This is a genomic window from Sinomonas atrocyanea (assembly GCF_030812675.1).
Classification (GTDB): domain Bacteria; phylum Actinomycetota; class Actinomycetes; order Actinomycetales; family Micrococcaceae; genus Sinomonas; species Sinomonas atrocyanea_B.
The window spans coordinates 24,178-43,190 of record NZ_JAUSTE010000018.1; the positions used below are offsets into that span (position 1 = coordinate 24,178).

Below are 19,013 nucleotides of genomic sequence, written 5' to 3' on the forward strand. Positions count from 1 at the left end.
GGGGTCAGCGCCCGACGGCGTACCCGGCCATCCCCCGCGGGTTCGCCCCGGCGCGCAGCACTCCCGTGGCGGGGTCCCGGGCCACCGCGCACAGGCGCCCGATCTCCCAGTCCCCGGCCACACCGACCCGGTGGCCCCGCCGCCGCAGGCCCTCCACGACGTCCGCCCCGAAACGCCCCTCGAGCAGTGCCACGCCGGGCTGGTGCTCGTGCGGGTAGAAGCTCGAGGGCGAGTGGACGGAGTGGAACCCCGGCGCGTCGATCGCCTCCTGGAGCCCGGCTCCCCGCAGGGCCACGTCGAGGAAGAAGTGCGGCTGCCACTGGTCCTGCTGGTCGCCGCCGGGCGACCCGAAGGCGAGCACGGCCTCCCCGCCGCGCAGGGCCAGGGAGGGCGAGAGCGTGGTGCGCGGCCTGCGCCCGGGCGCGAGGGTGTTGGGCAGGCCCTCCTCGAGCCAGGCCATCTGGAGGCGGGTGCCGAGCGGGAACCCCAGCTCGGGGATGACGGGCGAGCTCGAGAGCCAGCCGCCGCTCGGGGTCGCCGACACCATGTTCCCCCAGCGGTCGACCACATCGACATGGACGGTCTCCGTCCTGGCCCTCCCGTCCGCCGCCGGCAGGCTGCCCGAGGAAGCCTCCTGCAGCGCCCGCACGGCGTTGGGCTCCCCCAGCCCGTTCACCCCGGCCGCGTCGAAGCCGCCCCGCACCACGAGGTCGGGCAGGCGGGGCGCCCTGCCGTCCGGCGAGCCGGGGAGCAGCTCGAGTGAGGCCGTCCTGCCGATGAGCGCCGCCCGCTGGGCCGCGTACCCGGGCGAGAGCAGCTCCGCGGCCGGCACGCCGGGCCCGTCGCCGTACCATGCGTCCCGGTCCGCGAGCGCGAGCTTGGTCGCCTCGAGCACGGTGTGGAGGTAGCCCTCGGTGCCCGGGGCGAGGGCTCCCTCGCCGAAGCCGGGGACCGCGTCCAGGATCGCGAGCTGCTGCAGGAAGGCGGGGCCCTGGCTGAAGAACCCGCACTTGTGGACGGTCCAGCCGCGGAAGTCGAGGGAGACCGTCGGCTCGTAGTGGGGACGCCAGGCGGCGAGGTCCGCCGCGGTGATGAGCCCCGCGTGCGCGTCGCCGCTCGAGTCCCGCTGCGGCGCGCGGCAGAACGCGTCGATCGCCTCCGCGACGAAGCCGTCCGTCCACTCATGGACGGCGGCGCCGATCGCCTCCGCGCGGCCTGCGCCGCCGGCGCCCGCGCGGGACTCGGCGTCGAGGAGCCGGCGCCAGGTGCGGGCGAGCGCGGGATTGCGCAGCAGGCTGTCGGCCGCGACGGGCTTCCCGTCGGGGGCGTACACGGCCGCGGAGGAGGGCCAGTGGCTGCGGAAGTGGTGCGCCATGCGCTCCAGGACGGCGGCGAGGCGCGCCGCGACGGGGAGGCCGTCCTCGACCACCGCCAGCGCCGGCGCGAGGACCTCCGCGAGGGCCAGGGTGCCGTGGTCGGCCAGGAGGGTGAGCCAGCCCAGGGTCGATCCCGGGATGGCCGCCGCCAGGAGCCCCGTGCCGGGCACATGTCCGAGGCCGAGCGCCCGGAACGCCTCGGGCGTCGCCCCGGCGGGGGCGGGGCCCTGGGCGCTCAGGACGCGCGGCGCCTGCCCCGGCTCCGCGAAGATGAGGGTCATGTCGCCGCCCGGGCCGTTCTGCTGCGGCTCCGCGGCCTGGAGCGCGAAGCCGGCGGCAGCGGCGGCGTCGAACGCGTTGCCTCCTCGCTCGAGCATCGCCATGCCTGCCTGCGCGCCGATCCAGTGGGTGGCCGAGACCATGCCGAAGGTGCCGGCAAGCTCCGGCCGCGTCGTGAAGTCCATCACCCCACGCTAGCCCTACCAGAGGTGCGGGGCGGGGCGGCGCGTGCTCGGCAGGGCATTCTCCTCGCGCCAGCGGTGGAGGAACTCGGGCAGCACGAGGTCGGCGGGCGGTCGGCCGATCTCGGCGAAGATCTCCTCGTTGCCCACCGGCCCGGACCTCGAGACGAGGCGCGTGGCGAGGTACGCGCGGGCGTAGATCTCCCCGCCTGCCACCATCCGCTGCTCGAAGAAGATGGCCCTCTCGTCGAACCCGATGATCCTGGTCTCGATGGTGTAGGCCTGCCAGAGGGTCAGCGACCTGCGGAACGTGATCGTCTCCAGGTTCACCACCGGGTTCCAGCCGCGGGCGCGCATGCGGTCCCAGACCCCGGCGCGCACCATGAGGTCGAACCTGCCGAGGTCCATGAGCGAGAAGTACATGCCGTTGTTGACGTGCAGGGCGATGTCGATGTCCGTGGGGAGGACGCGCAGCTTCAGCGACGAGGTCCCCCACAGGCTCAGCGGGGGCCGTCGGCGCGAGGTGACCAGGAGCAGCAGGGTGCGCAGGAGCAGGTGCATGCCGCCATGTTACCGGTCGGTAACCCGTGCTGGTCAGCCGGCGCGGAGGACGGGGACGAGGCGCTCGATCACCTCCGGGTCCTCGATGGTGGAGGGCACCGTGTACTCCTCGCCGTCGGCGATCTGCCGCATGGTCTTGCGCAGGATCTTCCCCGAGCGGGTCTTCGGCAGGGCGTCGACGACGAGGGCCTGCTTGAAGTCGGCCACGGCGCCGATCTGCGAGCGCACGAGCGCCACGAGCTCGGCGGCGAGGGCCTCCTCCGACACCTCTGCCCCGGCCTTGAGCACCACGTAGCCCACGGCGCGCTGGCCCTTGAGGCTGTCCCTGAGGCCGATCACGGCGCACTCCGCGACCGCCGGGTGGCCCGCGAGCACCGCCTCGATGGCTCCCGTGGAGAGACGGTGGCCGGCGACATTGATGATGTCGTCGGTGCGGCCCATGACGAACACGTACCCGTCCGCGTCGCGGTAGCCGGAGTCGCCCGTGGCGTAGCAGCCGGGGAAGGCGCTCAGATAGGAGGAGATGTAGCGCTCGTCGTTGTGCCAGAGGGTGGTGAGGGTTCCGGGCGGCAGCGGCAGGCGCAGGACGATGTTGCCCTCCTCGCCCGCCTCGACGGGCTCCCCGGCCCCGTCCAGGATGTCGAGGTCGTAGCCGGGCATCGGCACCGACGGCGACCCCGCCTTGAGCGGGAGCTCCTCGAGCCCGCGCGGGCTGCCGCAGATGGCCCATCCGGTCTCGGTCTGCCACCAGTGGTCGATCACCGGGACCCCGAGCTTCTCCCCCGCCCAGCGGTAGGTCTCGGGGTCGAGGCGCTCGCCGGCGGCGTAGAGGCGCTCGAGCGTGGAGAGGTCATAGCCCGCGAGAAGCGCGGCCTCGGGATCCGCCCGGCGGATGGCCCGCAGGGCGGTGGGCGCCGTGAAGAGGACCTTGACCCGGTGCTCCGCCGCCACGCGCCAGAACGCCCCGGCGTCCGGCGTGCCTACCGGCTTGCCCTCGTACAGCACCGTCGTGGCCCCGGCCAGGAGCGGTCCGTAGACGATGTAGGAGTGGCCCACGACCCAGCCCACGTCCGAGGCCGTCCACATGACCTCCCCCGGCCCCACGCCGTAGAGGTTCTTCAGGGTCCAGGCGAGCGCGACGGCGTGGCCGCCGTTGTCCCGCTGCACCCCCTTGGGGGTCCCGGTGGTCCCGGAGGTGTAGAGCACGTAGAGGGGGTGGGAGGCCGCGACCGGCACGCACTCCGCGGGCCGGGCGGCCCGGAGGGCGGCGTCGCAGTCCTCCCAGCCGGGGTAGTCCGCGAGCTGGTGCGCGAACCCGGGGCGGACCTTGACGAGGACGGGGACCTGCGGCACCTCCGCGATCTCGAGGGCCTCCGCGACCGCCGGCAGGTATTCGACACGGCGGTTCGGCTCGATGCCGCCGCTGGCCGTCACGACGAGTGCGGGCCGCGCGTCCCTGATCCTCGCGGCGAGCTCCCGCGGGGCGAATCCGCCGAACACCACCGAATGGACCGCTCCGAGCCGCGCGCACGCCAGCATGGCGACGACGGCCTCCGGAATCATCGGCATGTAGATGACGACACGGTCCCCGGTCCCGACGCCGCGGGCGGCCAGGGCGCCCGCGAACCGGGCCACGAGGTCTGTGAGCTGTGCATAGGTGAACGTGGCCTTGGTCCCGGTCACTGCCGAGTCGTAGACCAGGGCTGCGGCGTCCCCGCGGCCGGCCTCGACGTGGCGGTCCAGGGCGTTGTAGGCCGTGTTGAGGGTTCCGCCCGGGAACCACCGGTAGAGCGGGGGCTCTGAGCCGTCCAGAGCTGCCGTGGGCTCCTCCACCCAGTCGACGGCCCGGGCGGCATCGAGCCAGAAGGCCTCGCGGTCCGCCAGGCTCCGGCGGTACGCCTCGGCATACGGTCCCGTCCCCTGCATTCCTGTTGCCTGGGTCATGGCAGCGCTCCTCACTTCCTCGTGATGAGGCCAGCGTAGGGCAGCGGTCCGCGGACGACAAGGGTTCTGTATACATTGAGCAGGCCGAAACGTGCTGCTGGCCTTGATTTCCTCGGATCGTCCTGCGAATGTATACATAAGCGCCGATGGGCGGACACCATGCGGAGGCCGGAGAGGAGAACCGTGAAAGCCAGCGACCGTGCCTACGCCTCACTGCGCGAGGACATCGTGGAATGGCGGCTGCCTCCCGGGACGGTGCTCGGCGAGGTCGAGCAGTCGGAACGCCTCGGGGTCTCGCGCACCCCGCTGCGCGAGGCCCTGGCACGCCTCACCGCGGAGGGCCTCGCCTCGGCCCAGCGGGGCCGCGGCGTGGTGGTCAGCGACATCTCCCTGGCCCACATCGACGAGCTGTTCGAGCTGCGGGAGGCGCTCGAGGCGAAGGCGGCCGCGCTCGCGGCGCTGCGCGGTGACCCTGAGCGGTTCGCCGGGCTGCGCGACCGGTTCGCGGCGGCTCCAGCCCTCCTGCACGACGAGGATCCGCAGCGCCAGCAGTACTACGCCCTCGCCGCCGAGCTCGATGCGGCGATCAACGAGTCGATCGCCAACTCCTACCTTGCCCAGTCGCTCGACGGCCTGCGCGTCCACCTGACCAGGGTGCGGCGGCTGGCCAAGGATGACGCGGCCCGCCTGAGGCAGGCGGCCTCGGAGCACGCCGCCATCGCCGGGGCAATCGCGGACGGCAATGCCCACCTCGCGGCCGCGGCCACCGCCGTCCACCTCAGCAACAGCCTGCACCACATCAAGAACACCCACCCGCTTCCCTAAGCCCCACCGAAAGGTCAGCCATGGTCGAGATGCACAAGGTCCGCGTCTACAAGAGCGAGGAGAACCTCCCCCGCGAGGACCAGCTCGCGCACAAGATCGCCGCGGTCGCCGCCGACCCCGTGGAGGTCTCCGACGAGGTCGCGGAGATGATCATCAACCGGATCATCGACAACGCCTCGGTCGCGATCGCCTCGCTCAACCGGGGGCCCATCATCGCGGCGCGGGCGCAGGCGCTGGCCCACACGCCGTCGTCCGGGGGGAAGGGCTCCCTCCTGTACGGGGTCACCGACCGGGTCTCCCCCGAGTGGGCCGCGTGGGCCAACGGCGTGGCCGTGCGCGAACTCGACTACCACGACACGTTCCTCGCCGCCGAGTACTCCCACCCCGGCGACAACATCCCGCCGATCCTCGCGGTGGCGCAGCATGTCGGCTCCACCGGCCGGGACCTCATCCGCGGCATCGCCACCGGCTACGAGATCCAGGTGGACCTCGTGAAGGCGATCAGCCTGCACAAGCACAAGATCGACCACGTCGCCCACCTGGGCCCGTCCGCGGCCGCAGGGATCGGCACCCTGCTCGGCCTCGACATCGAGACGATCTTCCAGGCCGTGGGCCAGGCGCTGCATACCACCACGGCGACCCGGCAGTCCCGCAAGGGCGAGATCTCGACCTGGAAGGCCCACGCCCCGGCGTTCGCCGGCAAGATGGCCGTCGAGGCCGTGGACCGCGCCATGCGGGGCCAGACCTCCCCCGTGCCGATCTACGAGGGCGAGGACGGGGTCATCGCGTGGATGCTCGACGGGCCCGACGCGGCCTACGAGGTCCCGCTGCCCGCGCCCGGCGAGGCGAAGCGCGCGATCCTCGACACCTACACCAAGGAGCACTCCGCCGAGTACCAGGCCCAGGCCTGGATCGACCTGGCCCGCAAGCTCCACCGCGAGCATCCCGAGGCGACAGACCCGCAGAACGTGGCCAGCATCCTCATCAGGACCAGCCACCACACCCACTACGTGATCGGCTCCGGCGCGAACGACCCGCAGAAGTACGACCCGACGGCCTCGCGCGAGACCCTCGACCACTCGATTCCCTACATCTTCGCCGTGGCCCTCCAGGACGGCACATGGCACCACGTCGACTCCTACTCCCCCGAGCGCGCCGGCCGGGCCGACACGGTGGCGCTGTGGCACAAGGTCACCACGGAGGAGGACGCGGAGTGGACGCGCCGCTACCACTCCCTCGACATCGCCGAGAAGGCGTTCGGCGGCTCCGTGGTCATCACGCTCGCCGACGGGACCGTGATCGAGGACGAGATCGCCGTGGCGGACGCCCATCCGCTCGGCGCGCGCCCGTTCGGCCGCGAGCAGTACATCGCGAAGTTCAGGACCCTGGCGGCCGAGTCGGTGGCCCAGGAGGAGATCGAGCGCTTCCTCGGCGCCGTGCAGCGGCTGCCCGAGCTCGGCGCCGGAGAGCTGGACGCGCTCAACATCGTCGCCAAGGAGGGCGTGATCGACCTCGCCTCCGCCCCGAAGGGACTCTTCTGATGCTGTACTCGACGACCACCCCCGAGCAGAAGCGCGCCACGCTGCGCGAGATCCTCGGCTCGGGCACCCTGCAGCAGTTCCCGGGCGCCTTCAGCCCGCTCTCCGCGCGGCTCATCGAGGAGAAGGGCTTCCCTGGGGTCTACATCTCCGGCGCGGTCCTGGCCAACGACCTCGGTCTGCCGGACATCGGGCTCACCACCCTCACGGAGGTCGCCACCCGCGCCGGGCAGATCGCGCGGATGACCGACCTGCCCGCCATCGTCGACGCCGACACCGGGTTCGGCGAGGCGATGAACGTGGCCCGCACCGTCCAGGAGCTCGAGAATGCCGGCCTGGCCGGGATGCACATCGAGGACCAGGTCAACCCGAAGCGCTGCGGCCACCTCGACGGCAAGGCGGTCGTGGACCTCGACACGGCGCTCCAGCGCGTCAGGGCCGCCGCCGACGCCCGCCGCGACCCCAACTTCCTCATCATGGCCCGCACCGACGTCCGTGCCACCGGCGAGGGGGCGGCGGGCCTGGAGGCCGCCGTCGAGCGCGCGAAGGCCCTCGTCGAGGCGGGGGCGGACGCGATCTTCCCCGAGGCCATGGCCAGCCTCGAGGAGTTCAAGGCCATCCGCGATGCTGTGGACGTTCCGGTGCTGGCCAACATGACCGAGTTCGGCAAGAGCCGCCTGTTCACCGCCGAGGAGCTCGCCGGTGTGGGGATCAACCTCGTAATCTACCCGGTGACCCTGCTGCGCATGGCCATGGGCGCCGCGGAACGTACGCTGGAGAGCATCCGGGCGGACGGCACCCAGGAGGCCCAGGTGGCGAACATGCTGACTCGCTCCCGCCTCTACGAGCTGGTTGACTACGAGGCGTACAACCGTTTCGACACCGGCGTTTTCAACTTTCAGGTTCCCGGCCGATACTGAGGCCACGGGGCCATTGACGAAGGAGTCCTGCGATGACACAGGTGCCCAACACCGAAGAGATCAAGAAGGGCCTTGCCGGCGTGGTGGTGGACTACACCGCCATCTCGAAGGTGAGTCCTGAGACCAACTCGCTCCTCTACCGGGGCTACCCGGTGCAGGAGCTCGCCGCCCGCTGCAGCTTCGAGGAGGTCGCCTACCTGCTGTGGCACGGCGAGCTGCCCACCCCCGAGCAGCTGGCGGAGTTCGAGGCGCGCGAGCGCTCCGGCCGGGCCCTCGACCCGCTCCTGAAGCGGCTCATCGACGAGCTCCCTGCCACGTGCCACCCGATGGACGTGTGCCGGACCGCGGCCAGCGTGCAGGGCGCGCGGCACCCCAAGGCAGGCGACTCCTCCCGCGAGGCGAACCTGGCCAAGGCCCTCGACCTGTTCGCCGCGATGCCGGCGGTCGTGGCCTACGACCAGCGCCGTCGGCGCGGGCAGGACGTGGTCGAACCGCGGGACGACCTCGGCTACTCCGCGAACTTCCTGTGGATGGCCTTCGGCGAGGAGGCCGCCCCCGAGGTGGTGCGGGCCTTCGAGGTCTCGATGATCCTCTACGCCGAGCACTCGTTCAACGCCTCGACCTTCACCGCGCGGGTCGTCACCTCGACCCTCTCGGACCTCCACTCGGCCGTGACGGCCGCGATCGGCGCCCTCAAGGGCCCGCTCCACGGCGGCGCGAACGAGGCCGTGATGGAGACGTTCGAGGAGATCGGCATCCGCACGGACGAGACGCACGAGCAGGCCAAGGTCCGGGCCAAGGCCTGGATGGACGAGGCCCTCGCCGCCAAGAAGAAGGTCATGGGGTTCGGCCACCGCGTCTACAAGCACGGCGACTCCCGGGTACCCACCATGAAGGCCGCCCTCGACGACCTCATCGCCTTCTACGGCCGGCCCGAGGTCCTGGGCCTGTACGACGGCCTCGAGCAGTCGATGGACGAGGCCAAGGGCATCAAGCCGAACCTGGACTACCCGACGGGCCCGGCGTACCACCTCATGGGCTTCGACATCCCCACCTTCACGCCGCTGTTCGTGGCCAGCCGGATCGTCGGCTGGACCGCCCACGTGATGGAGCAGCTCGAGAGCAACTCGCTCATCCGCCCGCTCTCGGCCTACAACGGCCCGGACGAGCGCCACCTGGACTGATCAGCCCCGGCGGAGCGCCCTCGCGGGGGCCTCCGAGGATCACCGGCCGAGGACAGCGAAACGGAACACCGTCTCGTTGTCCTCGGCCATTTCCACGTAGAAGTCCGCGACGGTGCCGGCCAGGACCAGGGGCAGCCAGTGGTCGGCGTCCTGCCACATCCCCTCGACCGGCAGGTCCTCGACTGGGTACCACGAGGGCTCGATCTCCTCGCTCTCGCCGATCTCCCCGTCCCAGACGGCCGCAGTGAACATGGTGCACTCCATGTCCCATGCGGGCCGGGCGGGGAAGCGGAAGTCGACGGTGCCGGCGGGCACCAGCACGGCGAGGTCGAGTACGACGCCGGCCTCCTCCTCGAGCTCGCGCACGGCCGCCTCCGCGGGGGTCTCTCCCGGTTCGACGTGGCCGCCGAGGCCGACGATCTTGCCCTGGCCGAAGCCGCGCTTCTTGCGGCCGAGCAGGACCTCCCGGCCCGCCGCGGTCTCGCGCAGGAGGAAGCACAGCGCCACCGGCGCGCCCATCAGGGCGCCCCTCGCGCCGGGGCGCCGGCGCTCATCCGCGGGCCCTCGGGTGGGCGGCCGCGTAGACCTCGCGCAGGGTGTCCGCAGTGACCAGCGTGTACACCTGCGTGGTCGTCACCGAGGCATGCCCGAGCAGCTCCTGGACCACACGGACGTCCGCGCCGCCCTCGAGGAGATGGGTGGCGAACGAGTGGCGCAGGGTGTGCGGCGAGACGTCGCGGTCGATCCGGGCCTTCTCGGCGACATCCTTGAGGATGGTCCAGGCGCTCTGCCGGCTCAGTCGGCCGCCGCGGGCGTTGAGGAAGAGGGCGGGAGTGCCGCGTCCCTTCGCCACGAGGGCCGGACGGCCGCGGACGATGTACGCGTCGAGCGCACGGGCCGCGTAGGAGCCGATGGGCACGAGGCGCTCCTTGGAGCCCTTGCCGAAGAGCCGGACCACGGCGGGACCGCCGTCGCCCGCCTCGAGCCGCAGGTCGTCCACATCGAGTCCCACGGCCTCGCTGATGCGCGCCCCGGTGGCGTAGAGGAACTCGAGCAGGGCCCGGTCGCGCAGCCCGGGGGGCGTGTCGGCCGAGGCAGCCTCGAGGATCCGGGTGACCTCGTGCACGGTGATGGCCTTGGGCAGCCGCTGCCCGGCGAGCGGCGGGTGGACGTCCGCCGCGGGGTCGTCCGGGGTGGTGCCCTCGAGCGCCCAGAAGCGGTGCAGGCCGCGGACGGCGACCACGGTCCTCGCCGCGGAGCGCGCGGTCAGCGGGCTGCCGCCGTCGGCCCCGTCGCGCAGCGCCTGGGCGAAGGACCCGACGTGGCCCCGCCCGACGCCGCGCGGCGCGGCGACGCCCTGCCCGGCGAGGTAGGCGCCGTACCGGGCGAGGTCCCGGCGGTAGGCGGCCAGGGTGTTCGCTGCCAGGCCACGCTCGACGGCGAGGTGACGGAGGTAGTCCTCGACGGCGCGGGCCAGCGCCGGGGGGACGTCCGGCGCCGCCGGGGCGGCGGGGGCGGGCGCTGCGGCCAGCGTGGGTTCGGGTGCCTGCACGGCGCCGCTCAGCGCTGGGCCGGGTGGGCCGGCCAGGGGCTGTCGCCGGGCCGCAGCGAGGCGTAGCCGCTGCGGCGTGCGGCGTCCGCGGCCAGCACCGCCACGACGGCGCTGGGGTTGTGGAGCCGGCCGGAGAGCACGGCCTGCACGGCGTCGTCGAGCTCTACCCAGACGAACTCGATCTCCGCCTCCTCGTCGGTGCGCTCGTGCCGGTCGGCATGCGGGATCTCCGTCAGCCCCTGGGCGAGGAAGATCCGGATGGCCTCGCTCGAGGATCCCGGGGAAGTGAAGAACTCGGCGAGGATGTGCCACTCGGAGGCGGTCAGGTCCGCCTCCTCGGCGAGCTCCCGCGAGGCGGCGTCGAGGGCGTGCTCGCCCTCGACGTCGAGCAGCCCGGCGGGGATCTCCCAGAGGTCCATCCCGACGGGGTGGCGGTACTGGCGCAGCAGCAGGATGCGGCCGTCCTCGTCCATGGGGAGGATGGCCACGGCCCCGGGATGGTCGATGTAGTCCCGCTGGAGGGTGCCGGCGCCGTCTGCCAGCTCGAAGGCGTCGCTGCGGACGTCCCAGATGCGCCCGCGGTACACCGTCTCGGAGGACAGCACGCGCCGCGGGCTCAGGGCATCCTCGACTTCCGAGGCGCGGTGGCCGGATGTCGGATCGCCGTGCGCCCCCGGCGCGTGCGTGCCCACGGCGCTACTTGCCCTTGCCCGCAGCGGCCGCGGGGGCCGCGGCCGAGTCGGCCGTGCCCGCCTGGCCGCGGCCCTTGGGGGCCGCAGGGCCGGCCTGGCGCTCGAGCGCGGCCTTGACGAGCCCCACGAAGAGCGGGTGCGGGCGCGTGGGCCGCGAGCCGAGCTCGGGGTGCGCCTGGGTGGCCACGTAGTACGGGTGCACGTGCTTGGGCAGCTCGACGAACTCGACGAGCTTCCCGTCCGGCGAGGTGCCGGAGAAGACGAGGCCCTTGGCGGCGATCTGCTCGCGGTAGGCGTTGTTCACCTCGTAGCGGTGGCGGTGGCGCTCGGCGACCTTCGTGGTGCCGTAGGTCCCCGCGACGACGGAGCCCTCGTCGAGGACCGCGTCGTAGAGGCCGAGGCGCATCGTGCCGCCCAGGTCGCCCTTGCCCTCGACGATGTCGAGCTGCTCCGCCATGGTCGCGATGACCGGGTACTTCGAATCGGGCTCGAACTCGCTCGACGAGGCGCCCTCGAGGCCCACGACGTTGCGCGCGTACTCGATGACCATGCACTGCAGGCCGAGGCAGAGGCCCAGCGTGGGCAGGCCCGTCTCGCGGGCGAGCGTCAGGGCGCCGAGCTTGCCCTCCAGGCCACGGATGCCGAAGCCGCCGGGCACGAGGATCGCATCCACACCGGCGAGGGCCTTCCTGGCTCCGGCCGGCGTCTGGCACTCGTCCGAGGGGACCCAGCGGATGTTGACCTTGGCGTCGTTCGCGAAGCCGCCGGCGCGGAGCGCCTCGGTGACGGACAGGTAGGCGTCCGGGAGGTCGATGTACTTGCCGACGAGCGCGATCTCGACCTGGTGCGCGGGGTGGTGGACCACCTCGAGCAGCCGGTCCCACTTGGTCCAGTCGACGTCCTTGAACGGCAGGTCCAGGGCACGCACGATGTACGAGTCCAGGCCCTGGGCGTGCAGCACCTTCGGGATGTCGTAGATGCTCGGGGCGTCGGGGCAGCTGATCACGGCGTCCGTGTCGACGTCGCACATCCGGCCGATCTTGTCCCGCATCGCGTCGGGGATCTCGCGGTCCGAGCGGATGACGATGGCCTCCGGCTGGATGCCGATAGAGCGGAGGGCCGCGACCGAGTGCTGGGTGGGCTTGGTCTTGAGCTCCTGCGACGGGCCGATGTACGGCACGAGCGAGACGTGCACGAAGAAGACGTTCGTCCGGCCCACGTCCTGGCGGACCTGGCGGGCCGCCTCGAGGAACGGCTGGGACTCGATGTCGCCCACCGTGCCGCCGATCTCGGTGATGATCACGTCCGGGGCATTCTCGCCTTCGGAGGGCAGGCGCATGCGCCGCTTGATCTCGTCCGTGATGTGCGGGATGACCTGGACGGTGTCGCCGAGGTACTCGCCGCGGCGCTCCTTGGCGATCACCGTCGAGTAGACCTGGCCGGTGGTCACGTTGGCCGAGCCGTCGAGGGACTCGTCGAGGAAGCGCTCGTAGTGGCCGATGTCGAGGTCGGTCTCCGCGCCGTCCTCGGTGACGAAGACCTCTCCGTGCTGGAAGGGATTCATCGTGCCCGGGTCCACATTGAGATAGGGATCGAGCTTCTGCATCGTGACCGAGAGGCCGCGGCCGCGCAGCAGGTGGCCGAGGCTGGACGCCGTCAGGCCTTTCCCGAGCGAGGAGGCCACGCCACCGGTGACGAAGATCTGCTTGGTCGTCTTGGCGGAGTCTGAGAAACGGGAATGAGTTCGCTGCACCACGGAATTCGAGCTTATCACCGATTCAGGCGCGGGCCTCCCGCCGCCGGGCGTGTCCCCGCACGTCCTGCGGCCGGGGCCCTCACCCGGCCGCGGCGGCCCTCGACGACTGGGCGTCCTCGAGGAGCTCGAGGGCGTGCGCGCGGGCGCTCGCGGAGTCCTCCTGGCCGGCCAGCATGCGCGCGAGCTCGACCACGCGCTCGGACTCGTCCAGGACCCGCACGTCGCTCGAGGTGACGCCCGCGACGCCTTCCGCCGAGCGGCCCGAGGCGACCGAGGTCTTGATCACGGTGATGTGCCGGTCCGCGAACGCCGCCACCTGGGGCAGGTGCGTGACGACGAGCACCTGGACGTGGCGGGCGAGCATGGCGAGCCTGCGCCCGATCTCGACCGCGGCGCGGCCGCCCACTCCCGAGTCGACCTCGTCGAAGACGAACGTGGGCACCGGGTCCACGGCGGCCAGCACCACCTCGATGGCCAGCATGACGCGCGAGAGCTCGCCGCCGGAGGCGCCCTTGCCCAGCGGGCGCGCGGGGGCGCCCGCGTGCGGCTGCAGGAGGATCGCCACGGTGTCGGAGCCGTCGGGTCCGAGCTCTCCGGTCTCCTCGACCTCGACCTTGAGGGCCGCGTCCGGCATGGCGAGCGCCGTGAGCTCCTCGCTGACGCGCTCGGCGAGCTCCACGGCCGCGGCCCGGCGCTGGGCCGTCATCTCGCCCGCGAGCTCCTTCAGGCGTGCCTCGTCCTCGCCGATCTGGGCCGTGAGGGACTCGATGCGCCCGTCGTCGTCCTGGAGCTCGAAGAGGCGGGCCTGGCCTGCCTCGGCCCACGCGATGACCTCCTCGAGCGTGGGTGCGTACTTGCGGGTCAGGCCGCCGAGCGCGGCCCTGCGCTCCTCGACCTCGGCCAGGCGTCCCGGCCCCTCGGTGTCGAGCGAGGCTGCGTAGCTGGCGAGCTCCTGGGCGATGTCTGCGAGGGTGTAGCCCACCTCGGCGAGCCTCTGGGCCGAGGCGCCCAGCGCGGCGTCGTGCTCGGCGACATGCTCGAGTGCGCGGCGGGCGCCGTCCACGAGGGTGGTCGCGTCGCGCACCTCGCTGAAGTCCTCGGCGACGATGGCCTCGTGGGCCTCCTGCGCGGCCAGGCGCAGCGCCTCCGCGTTGGAGAGCCGCTCGGACTCCGCCTTGAGGGCGGCGTCCTCCCCGGGCTGGGGGTCCACCTCCGCGATCTCGGCCAGGGCGGCGCCCAGCGACTCGGCCTCGCGGATCCGCTCGCGCGAGGAGGACCTGAGCTCCTCGAGCTCCCGCCGGGCCGCGGTCCACGCGGCGTAGAGCACGGAGTAGGCGGACTGCTTCTCGGCGAGCGGGCCGCCGGCGAACGTGTCGAGCGCGCGGCGCTGGGCCGCCGGCCCCTTCAGGCGCAGCTGCTCGGACTGGCCGTGGATGACCACGAGCTGGGAGCCGACCTCGGCCAGGGCGCCCACGGGCGCGGAACGCCCGCCGACGTGGGCGCGGCTGCGGCCGTCCGAGCCCACGGTGCGGGCCAGCAGGAGCTCGGCGGCGCCGTCGTGCTCTTCGACGTCCGCACCCGCCTCCTCGGCGCGCACGACGGCGGCGTGGCCGGGCTCGAGCTTCACGGTCGCCTCCGCGACCGCGGACTTCGCCCCGGTGCGCACGGCGCCGGCGTCCGAGCGGCCGCCGAGCAGCAGCCCTAGCGCGGTGACCACCATCGTCTTGCCCGCGCCGGTCTCGCCCGTCACGACGCTCAGGCCCGGGCCGAGCGGCAGGGCCGCGTCCGTGATGACACCCAGGTCGCGGATTCTCAGTTCCTCGATCATGCGTGCTCCTCGCTGGCTGCATCGGTGCCGTCGACGTCCCCGGCGGCGCGCTGGGCCCAGGCCACGGGCGGGACCTCCGGGACCATCGGCCCGGGTTCGGCGAGCGGGGCACCGGCGGCGGGCCCGCGCCAGCCGTGGATGGGCAGTTCGAATTTGCGCACCAGGCGCGCCGAGAACGGGGTCGTGCTGATCCTCGCGAGCCGGACCGGAAGGGGCGACTTCGTCACCTCGACGCGGGAGCCCGGCGGCAGGTCGACGGACCGGCGGCCGTCGCACCACAGCACCGCGGCGGCGTCGGTGCGGCCCAGGATCTCGACCGCGAGGGTGGAGCGCGGGGAGACGACGAGGGGCTTGGCGAAGAGGGCGTGTGCGCTGATCGGCGCGATGAGGAGGGCCTCCACCTCGGGCCAGACGACGGGGCCGCCGGCCGAGAACGCGTAGGCCGTGCTGCCGGTCGGAGTGGCGAGCACGATCCCGTCGCACCCATAGGAGGTGAGCGGCTTGCCGTCCACCTCGGTGACGACCTCGATCATCCGCTCCCGGTTGGCCTTCTCGATCGCCGCCTCGTTGAGGGCCCAGGTGTGGGCGATCTTGGTGCCGTGCTGCCACACGGTCACGTCGATGGTCATGCGCTCCTCGACGGAGTAGCTCTTGGAGGCGATCCACTGGACGGTCTGGGCCAGGTCGGCCCGCTCGCTCTCCGCGAGGAATCCGACGTGTCCGAGGTTGACCCCGAGCAGCGGGACGTCGACGTGGCGGACGAGCTCGGCCGCGCGCAGGATGGTCCCGTCGCCGCCGAGCACCATGACGAGTTCGACGTCCTCGAGCTGGACCTCCTGCCCGAGGACCTCGGTGGGGTGGTCGAGGCCGTCGAAGCGGGCCTCGAGGTGCGCCTGCTGCCCGGCGGGCATCACCGGGGATAGGCCCGATCCGTACAGCTGGGCCGAGGCCTCGCGGGCGGCGAGCATGGAGTCCTCGCGGCCGAGGTGGGCAAGGAGCAGAACACGGCGGGTCACGCGGGCGCCTCCTGGGGGTCGGTGGCAGGCCAGTGGGCGGCGACCCACTGCGCGGGATCCTCCTCTGGCGATGCGGGGTGGCCGGCGGAGCCCGCGGCGTGGTCGCCGGGGCGTGCGAGCCAGAGGAAGTATTCGCGGTTGCCGTCCTGGCCGGGCAGCGGGCTGAGGACGAGGCCGCACAGGGCCAGTCCCTCGCGGGCCGCCGCCTCCGCGACGGCGGTGACCGCGCGGCGTCGTTCGCCGTCAGAGCTGACGACGCCGGTCCGGGCCAGCCGCTCCCGGCCCACCTCGAACTGCGGCTTGACCATGAGCAGGAGGTCTCCGCCAGCCTCGGTGCACGCGGCGAGGGCCCCGACCACGAGGGTGAGGGAGATGAAGGAGAGGTCGGCGACGGTCAGCGCCGCGGGGCCGCCGATCTGGTCGGGGCCCATGTCGCGGACGTTGAGGCCCTCGTGGACGCGGACGCGCGGGTCGTGGCGGAGCGCGTCGACGAGCTGCCCGTGCCCGACGTCCACGGCCACGACCTCGGCCGCACCGGCCTGCAGCAGCACATCCGTGAAGCCGCCCGTCGAGGCGCCCGCGTCGAGACAGCGCCTGCCAGCCGGGCCGATGCGGGGAAAGGCGGCCAGCGCGCCGGCGAGCTTGTGCCCTGCCCGGCTCACATAGCGGTCGTGCTCGCTCGCGGCGACGCTGATGTCCGCGTGCTCGTCGACCGGCTGGGAGGGGCGGGCGGCCGGGGCGTCCGCGACGCGCACCGCGCCGCTGGCGATCAGCTTCGCGGCGTGCGTGCGGGATCGCGCCAGCCCACGGTGGACGAGTTCGAGGTCGAGTCGGGCCACCGCTACTCCGCCGGCTCCGTGTCGAGGATCTCGGACAGCGCCGCGTGGAATGCATCGAAGGCGTCGGCCTGCTCGGCGAGCGGGCGTCCGGCGGCGGCGGCGTCCAGCGCCGCGAGGGCGGCGTGGGCCTCGGGCAGCGCCGGGGCCGTCGCGGCCGTCTGCGGATCCTCGCTCATGCGTCCAGCTTAGCGAGACTCGGCGGCGCCTCGTCTCAGGCTCCGCTCCGTCAGTGTGCCCAGCGCAGCTCGGGGGCGGTCCTCTCCTCGGCCTCGGGCAGCGCGGACCACCACGCGGCGCAGGCGGCGCGCCAGGCGTCCAGGTCCTCGCGGGACCCGGCCACCTCGACGACTTCGCCGTTGGTGCGCGCTGACGAGGCGCCGACGTGCCAGACGCCGCCGGAGGCGACGGGCTCGGGGTACGGGCGGAAGAGGTCATCGAGCGTCCGCAGGATATAGGTGGGCCGCTCCGCGTGGCGTGCGCCGAGGATGGACTGCTCGGTGTCCACCCCGGTGAGCACCACCGCTGTCGCGAAGCCGGCGCGGTTGCCGCCCAGGATGTCGGTGTCGAGCCGATCGCCCACCACGACGGGGCGGCGCGAACCGAGCCGCTCCGCCGCCGCGAGGAACAGGGGCGCCTCCGGCTTGCCGGCGACCAGCGGCTCGCGGCCGGTGGCCGCGCGCACCGCGGCGACGAGCGTGCCGTTGCCGGGCGCCATGCCGCGAGCCTGCGGGATGGACATGTCCGTGTTGGTCGCGATCCACACCGCGCCGGCGGCCACGGCATAGGCCGCCTCGGCCAGGTCCCGCCAGCCGAGGTCCGGGCTGAAGCCCTGGATCACGGCGGCGGGGTCCTCCTCCGCGGAGCGCACCGGAGTCAGCCCGCGCAGCTCGACCTCGCGGGCGAGCGCGGCGCTCCCGGTGACAAGCACCCGGGCCCCGGCGGCCACCTGCTGCGCGAGCAGCGACGCGCCCGCCTGGGCCGAGCTCACCACGTCGTCGTCCCCGGCGGGGGCGCCGAGCTCGCGCAGGTGGGCGGCGACCTCCGCCGGCGACCGGGAGGCGTTGTTCGTCACGTACCCCAGCCGGACCCCGCGCGGGGCGAGCGCCTGGAGCGCCTCGACCGCACCGGGGATGGCGTGCGGACCGGCGTAGACGACGCCGTCGAGATCGGACAGGACGGCGTCGAAGGCCTCGATGAGCTCCGCCATGCTACGCCCGGTCGTCCTCGCTGCCGGGCGCCTGCTCGTCTGCGGGAGCGGCCTCGCTGGAGCCGTCCGCCGCGGGCTCGGCGTCGTCGGCGGTCTCGTCGGCGGTCTCGTGAATGCCGATCTCGTCCTCGGCCAGACCCGTCTCCTCGCCGCTGACCTCGTCCGCGTCCTCGTCCGACAGCGTGTGGCCGTCATCCGTCGCGCCCTCGTGCTCCTCGTCGGCGTCGCCGCGGGGCGAGGCGGCAGCGGACTTGGCGCGGCGCTCCTCGTCCTCGCGTCGCTGCTCCTCCTCGTCCCAGCCGAGGTCCACGATCTCGGGCTCCTCGTACTCGCCGACCCCGAGTGCCTTCTCCGCGACACCGATCTGGCGGTACCACTTGGAGGCCTCGGACGAGCGCCCCGCGGCGGAGAGCGCATCGGCGTACGCCTCGAAGAGGCGCGGGCTGAAGGAGAACGCCCGGTTGATGTCGAGCTGCGGGATCTCGAGCTCTGCCACGGCGCCGGCGTGGTCGCCCATGTCCGACCGCGCGCCGGAGGCCACGATGGCGAGCTCGGCCTTGTTGGCGTTGTCGAGCATGTTCCGCTCGTCCGAGTGGGCGAGCTCGAGGGCCTTTTCGGGCCGGCCGAGGCCACGCTCGCAGTCCGCCATGTGGGCCAGGTGGATGCTTGAGCCCGTGATCCGGCGGAACGTGCGGAACTCGCGGAGCGCGTCATCGTAGCGGCCCGCAGCATAGGCGGTCATGCCGACGGCCTCGCGGACGGCGCCGATGCGCCCGCCGCGCCGGCTCGCGGCGAGGGCATGCTGGAACGCGGCCTCGGGGTCATCGTCGATCAGGCGTCCGGCCATCACGAGGTGCTTGGCGACCCAGTCGCTGTTGTTGCCCTCGAGGGTCCGGAGCTGGCCGATCGTGCCGCGGTCGAGCTCGCGCCCGGTGACATCCGGGTCGATCTCCGGAGACCGCTCGCGGTCGGGGCGGTTCGAGACCCGCAGGTCTCCGGCGTTGTGCGGGCGGGGGCGCTCCTCACGGTCGGGCCGCTCGTCGCGGTCGAAGCGCCGGGGCGCACGGTCATCGCGCTGGAACGGACGACGCTCACCACGGTCATCACGCTGGAACGGACGACGCTCACCACGGTCATCACGCTGGAACGGACGACGCTCACCACGGTCCTGGCGGTCGAACTGCCGCGGACCACGGTCGTCACGCTGGGGACGGTCACCGAACGGACGACGCTCACCACGGTCATCACGCTGGAACGGACGACGCTCACCACGGTCCTGGCGGTCGAACTGCCGCGGACCACGGTCGTCACGCT

The 19,013-nt window shown here is 73.0% G+C and carries 18 protein-coding genes; 5 read left to right on the forward strand and 13 right to left on the reverse strand.

The window, feature by feature from the left end:
• Nucleotides 1-4 precede the first annotated feature (4 nt).
• Genes J2W20_RS18025 through J2W20_RS18035 form a run of 3 tightly spaced genes read right to left on the reverse strand, consistent with a single transcriptional unit; the run spans nucleotide 5 to nucleotide 4,342 of the window.
• Nucleotides 5-1,840: a gamma-glutamyltransferase family protein gene (locus J2W20_RS18025; protein ID WP_307008366.1), complete on the reverse strand. Its 1,836-nt coding sequence runs from the start codon at nucleotides 1,838-1,840 to the stop codon at nucleotides 5-7.
• 15 nt (nucleotides 1,841-1,855) lie between these two features.
• Entirely contained in the window at nucleotides 1,856-2,398 is a 543-nt protein-coding gene (locus J2W20_RS18030; protein WP_307008370.1) for an acyl-CoA thioesterase, read from the reverse strand.
• Nucleotides 2,399-2,431: 33 nt separating this feature from the next.
• The gene (locus J2W20_RS18035; RefSeq protein ID WP_307008372.1) at nucleotides 2,432-4,342 is read right to left on the reverse strand and encodes a propionyl-CoA synthetase; all 1,911 of its coding nucleotides are present in this window, start codon (nucleotides 4,340-4,342) and stop codon (nucleotides 2,432-2,434) included.
• A 183-nt stretch (nucleotides 4,343-4,525) separates the two neighbouring features.
• Here J2W20_RS18035 and J2W20_RS18040 point away from each other — a divergent pair, with 183 nt between their 5' ends.
• The 4 genes from J2W20_RS18040 to J2W20_RS18055 are packed head-to-tail and all read left to right on the forward strand — an operon-like array spanning nucleotide 4,526 to nucleotide 8,809.
• The gene (locus J2W20_RS18040) at nucleotides 4,526-5,167 is read left to right on the forward strand and encodes a GntR family transcriptional regulator (protein WP_307008374.1); all 642 of its coding nucleotides are present in this window, start codon (nucleotides 4,526-4,528) and stop codon (nucleotides 5,165-5,167) included.
• 20 nt (nucleotides 5,168-5,187) lie between these two features.
• On the forward strand, nucleotides 5,188-6,708 hold the full coding sequence (locus tag J2W20_RS18045; protein ID WP_307008375.1) for an MmgE/PrpD family protein: 1,521 nt from the start codon (nucleotides 5,188-5,190) through the stop codon (nucleotides 6,706-6,708).
• Nucleotides 6,708-7,625: a methylisocitrate lyase gene (prpB, locus tag J2W20_RS18050; RefSeq protein ID WP_307008378.1), complete on the forward strand. Its 918-nt coding sequence runs from the start codon at nucleotides 6,708-6,710 to the stop codon at nucleotides 7,623-7,625. The genes J2W20_RS18045 and prpB overlap by 1 nt, the downstream gene beginning before the upstream one ends.
• A 32-nt stretch (nucleotides 7,626-7,657) precedes the next feature.
• On the forward strand, nucleotides 7,658-8,809 hold the full coding sequence (locus tag J2W20_RS18055; protein WP_307008380.1) for a bifunctional 2-methylcitrate synthase/citrate synthase: 1,152 nt from the start codon (nucleotides 7,658-7,660) through the stop codon (nucleotides 8,807-8,809).
• A 39-nt stretch (nucleotides 8,810-8,848) separates the two neighbouring features.
• On the opposite strand, the gene J2W20_RS18060 is transcribed toward J2W20_RS18055, so the two are convergent.
• The 10 genes from J2W20_RS18060 to J2W20_RS18105 form a co-directional block, all read right to left on the reverse strand.
• Nucleotides 8,849-9,331, reverse strand: coding sequence for an 8-oxo-dGTP diphosphatase (locus J2W20_RS18060; protein ID WP_373458051.1), 483 nt, complete (start codon nucleotides 9,329-9,331; stop codon nucleotides 8,849-8,851).
• 28 nt (nucleotides 9,332-9,359) lie between these two features.
• Nucleotides 9,360-10,340: a site-specific tyrosine recombinase XerD gene (xerD, locus tag J2W20_RS18065; RefSeq protein ID WP_307008409.1), complete on the reverse strand. Its 981-nt coding sequence runs from the start codon at nucleotides 10,338-10,340 to the stop codon at nucleotides 9,360-9,362.
• Between the two features lie 29 nt (nucleotides 10,341-10,369).
• Entirely contained in the window at nucleotides 10,370-11,053 is a 684-nt protein-coding gene (locus J2W20_RS18070) for an NUDIX domain-containing protein (protein ID WP_307008384.1), read from the reverse strand.
• A gap of 4 nt (nucleotides 11,054-11,057) precedes the next feature.
• On the reverse strand, nucleotides 11,058-12,827 hold the full coding sequence (locus tag J2W20_RS18075) for a CTP synthase (protein WP_307008386.1): 1,770 nt from the start codon (nucleotides 12,825-12,827) through the stop codon (nucleotides 11,058-11,060).
• 61 nt (nucleotides 12,828-12,888) lie between these two features.
• Nucleotides 12,889-14,637 carry a DNA repair protein RecN gene (gene recN, locus J2W20_RS18080; RefSeq protein WP_307008388.1) on the reverse strand — a complete coding sequence of 583 codons (1,749 nt, stop codon included), beginning with the start codon at nucleotides 14,635-14,637 and terminating at the stop codon, nucleotides 12,889-12,891.
• Complete coding sequence (locus J2W20_RS18085) at nucleotides 14,634-15,653, reverse strand: NAD kinase (RefSeq protein ID WP_307008390.1); 1,020 nt, start codon at nucleotides 15,651-15,653, stop codon at nucleotides 14,634-14,636. Before J2W20_RS18085 ends, recN begins: the two co-directional genes overlap by 4 nt.
• Complete coding sequence (locus tag J2W20_RS18090) at nucleotides 15,650-16,492, reverse strand: TlyA family RNA methyltransferase (RefSeq protein ID WP_307008392.1); 843 nt, start codon at nucleotides 16,490-16,492, stop codon at nucleotides 15,650-15,652. The genes J2W20_RS18085 and J2W20_RS18090 overlap by 4 nt, the downstream gene beginning before the upstream one ends.
• Nucleotides 16,493-16,494: 2 nt before the next feature.
• Nucleotides 16,495-16,668, reverse strand: coding sequence for a hypothetical protein (locus J2W20_RS18095; RefSeq protein ID WP_307008394.1), 174 nt, complete (start codon nucleotides 16,666-16,668; stop codon nucleotides 16,495-16,497).
• Between the two features lie 50 nt (nucleotides 16,669-16,718).
• On the reverse strand, nucleotides 16,719-17,699 hold the full coding sequence (locus J2W20_RS18100; RefSeq protein ID WP_307008395.1) for an HAD-IIA family hydrolase: 981 nt from the start codon (nucleotides 17,697-17,699) through the stop codon (nucleotides 16,719-16,721).
• 1 nt (nucleotide 17,700) lies between these two features.
• Nucleotides 17,701-18,546, reverse strand: a complete 846-nt coding sequence (locus J2W20_RS18105; protein WP_307008396.1) for a hypothetical protein — start codon at nucleotides 18,544-18,546, stop codon at nucleotides 17,701-17,703.
• Between J2W20_RS18105 and J2W20_RS18110 the strand changes: the two genes are divergently transcribed.
• Nucleotides 18,499-19,013: hypothetical protein (locus tag J2W20_RS18110; protein WP_307008397.1), on the forward strand; the 515-nt coding region annotated here is incomplete at its 3' end. The two genes, J2W20_RS18105 and J2W20_RS18110, sit on opposite strands and share 48 nt — an antisense overlap.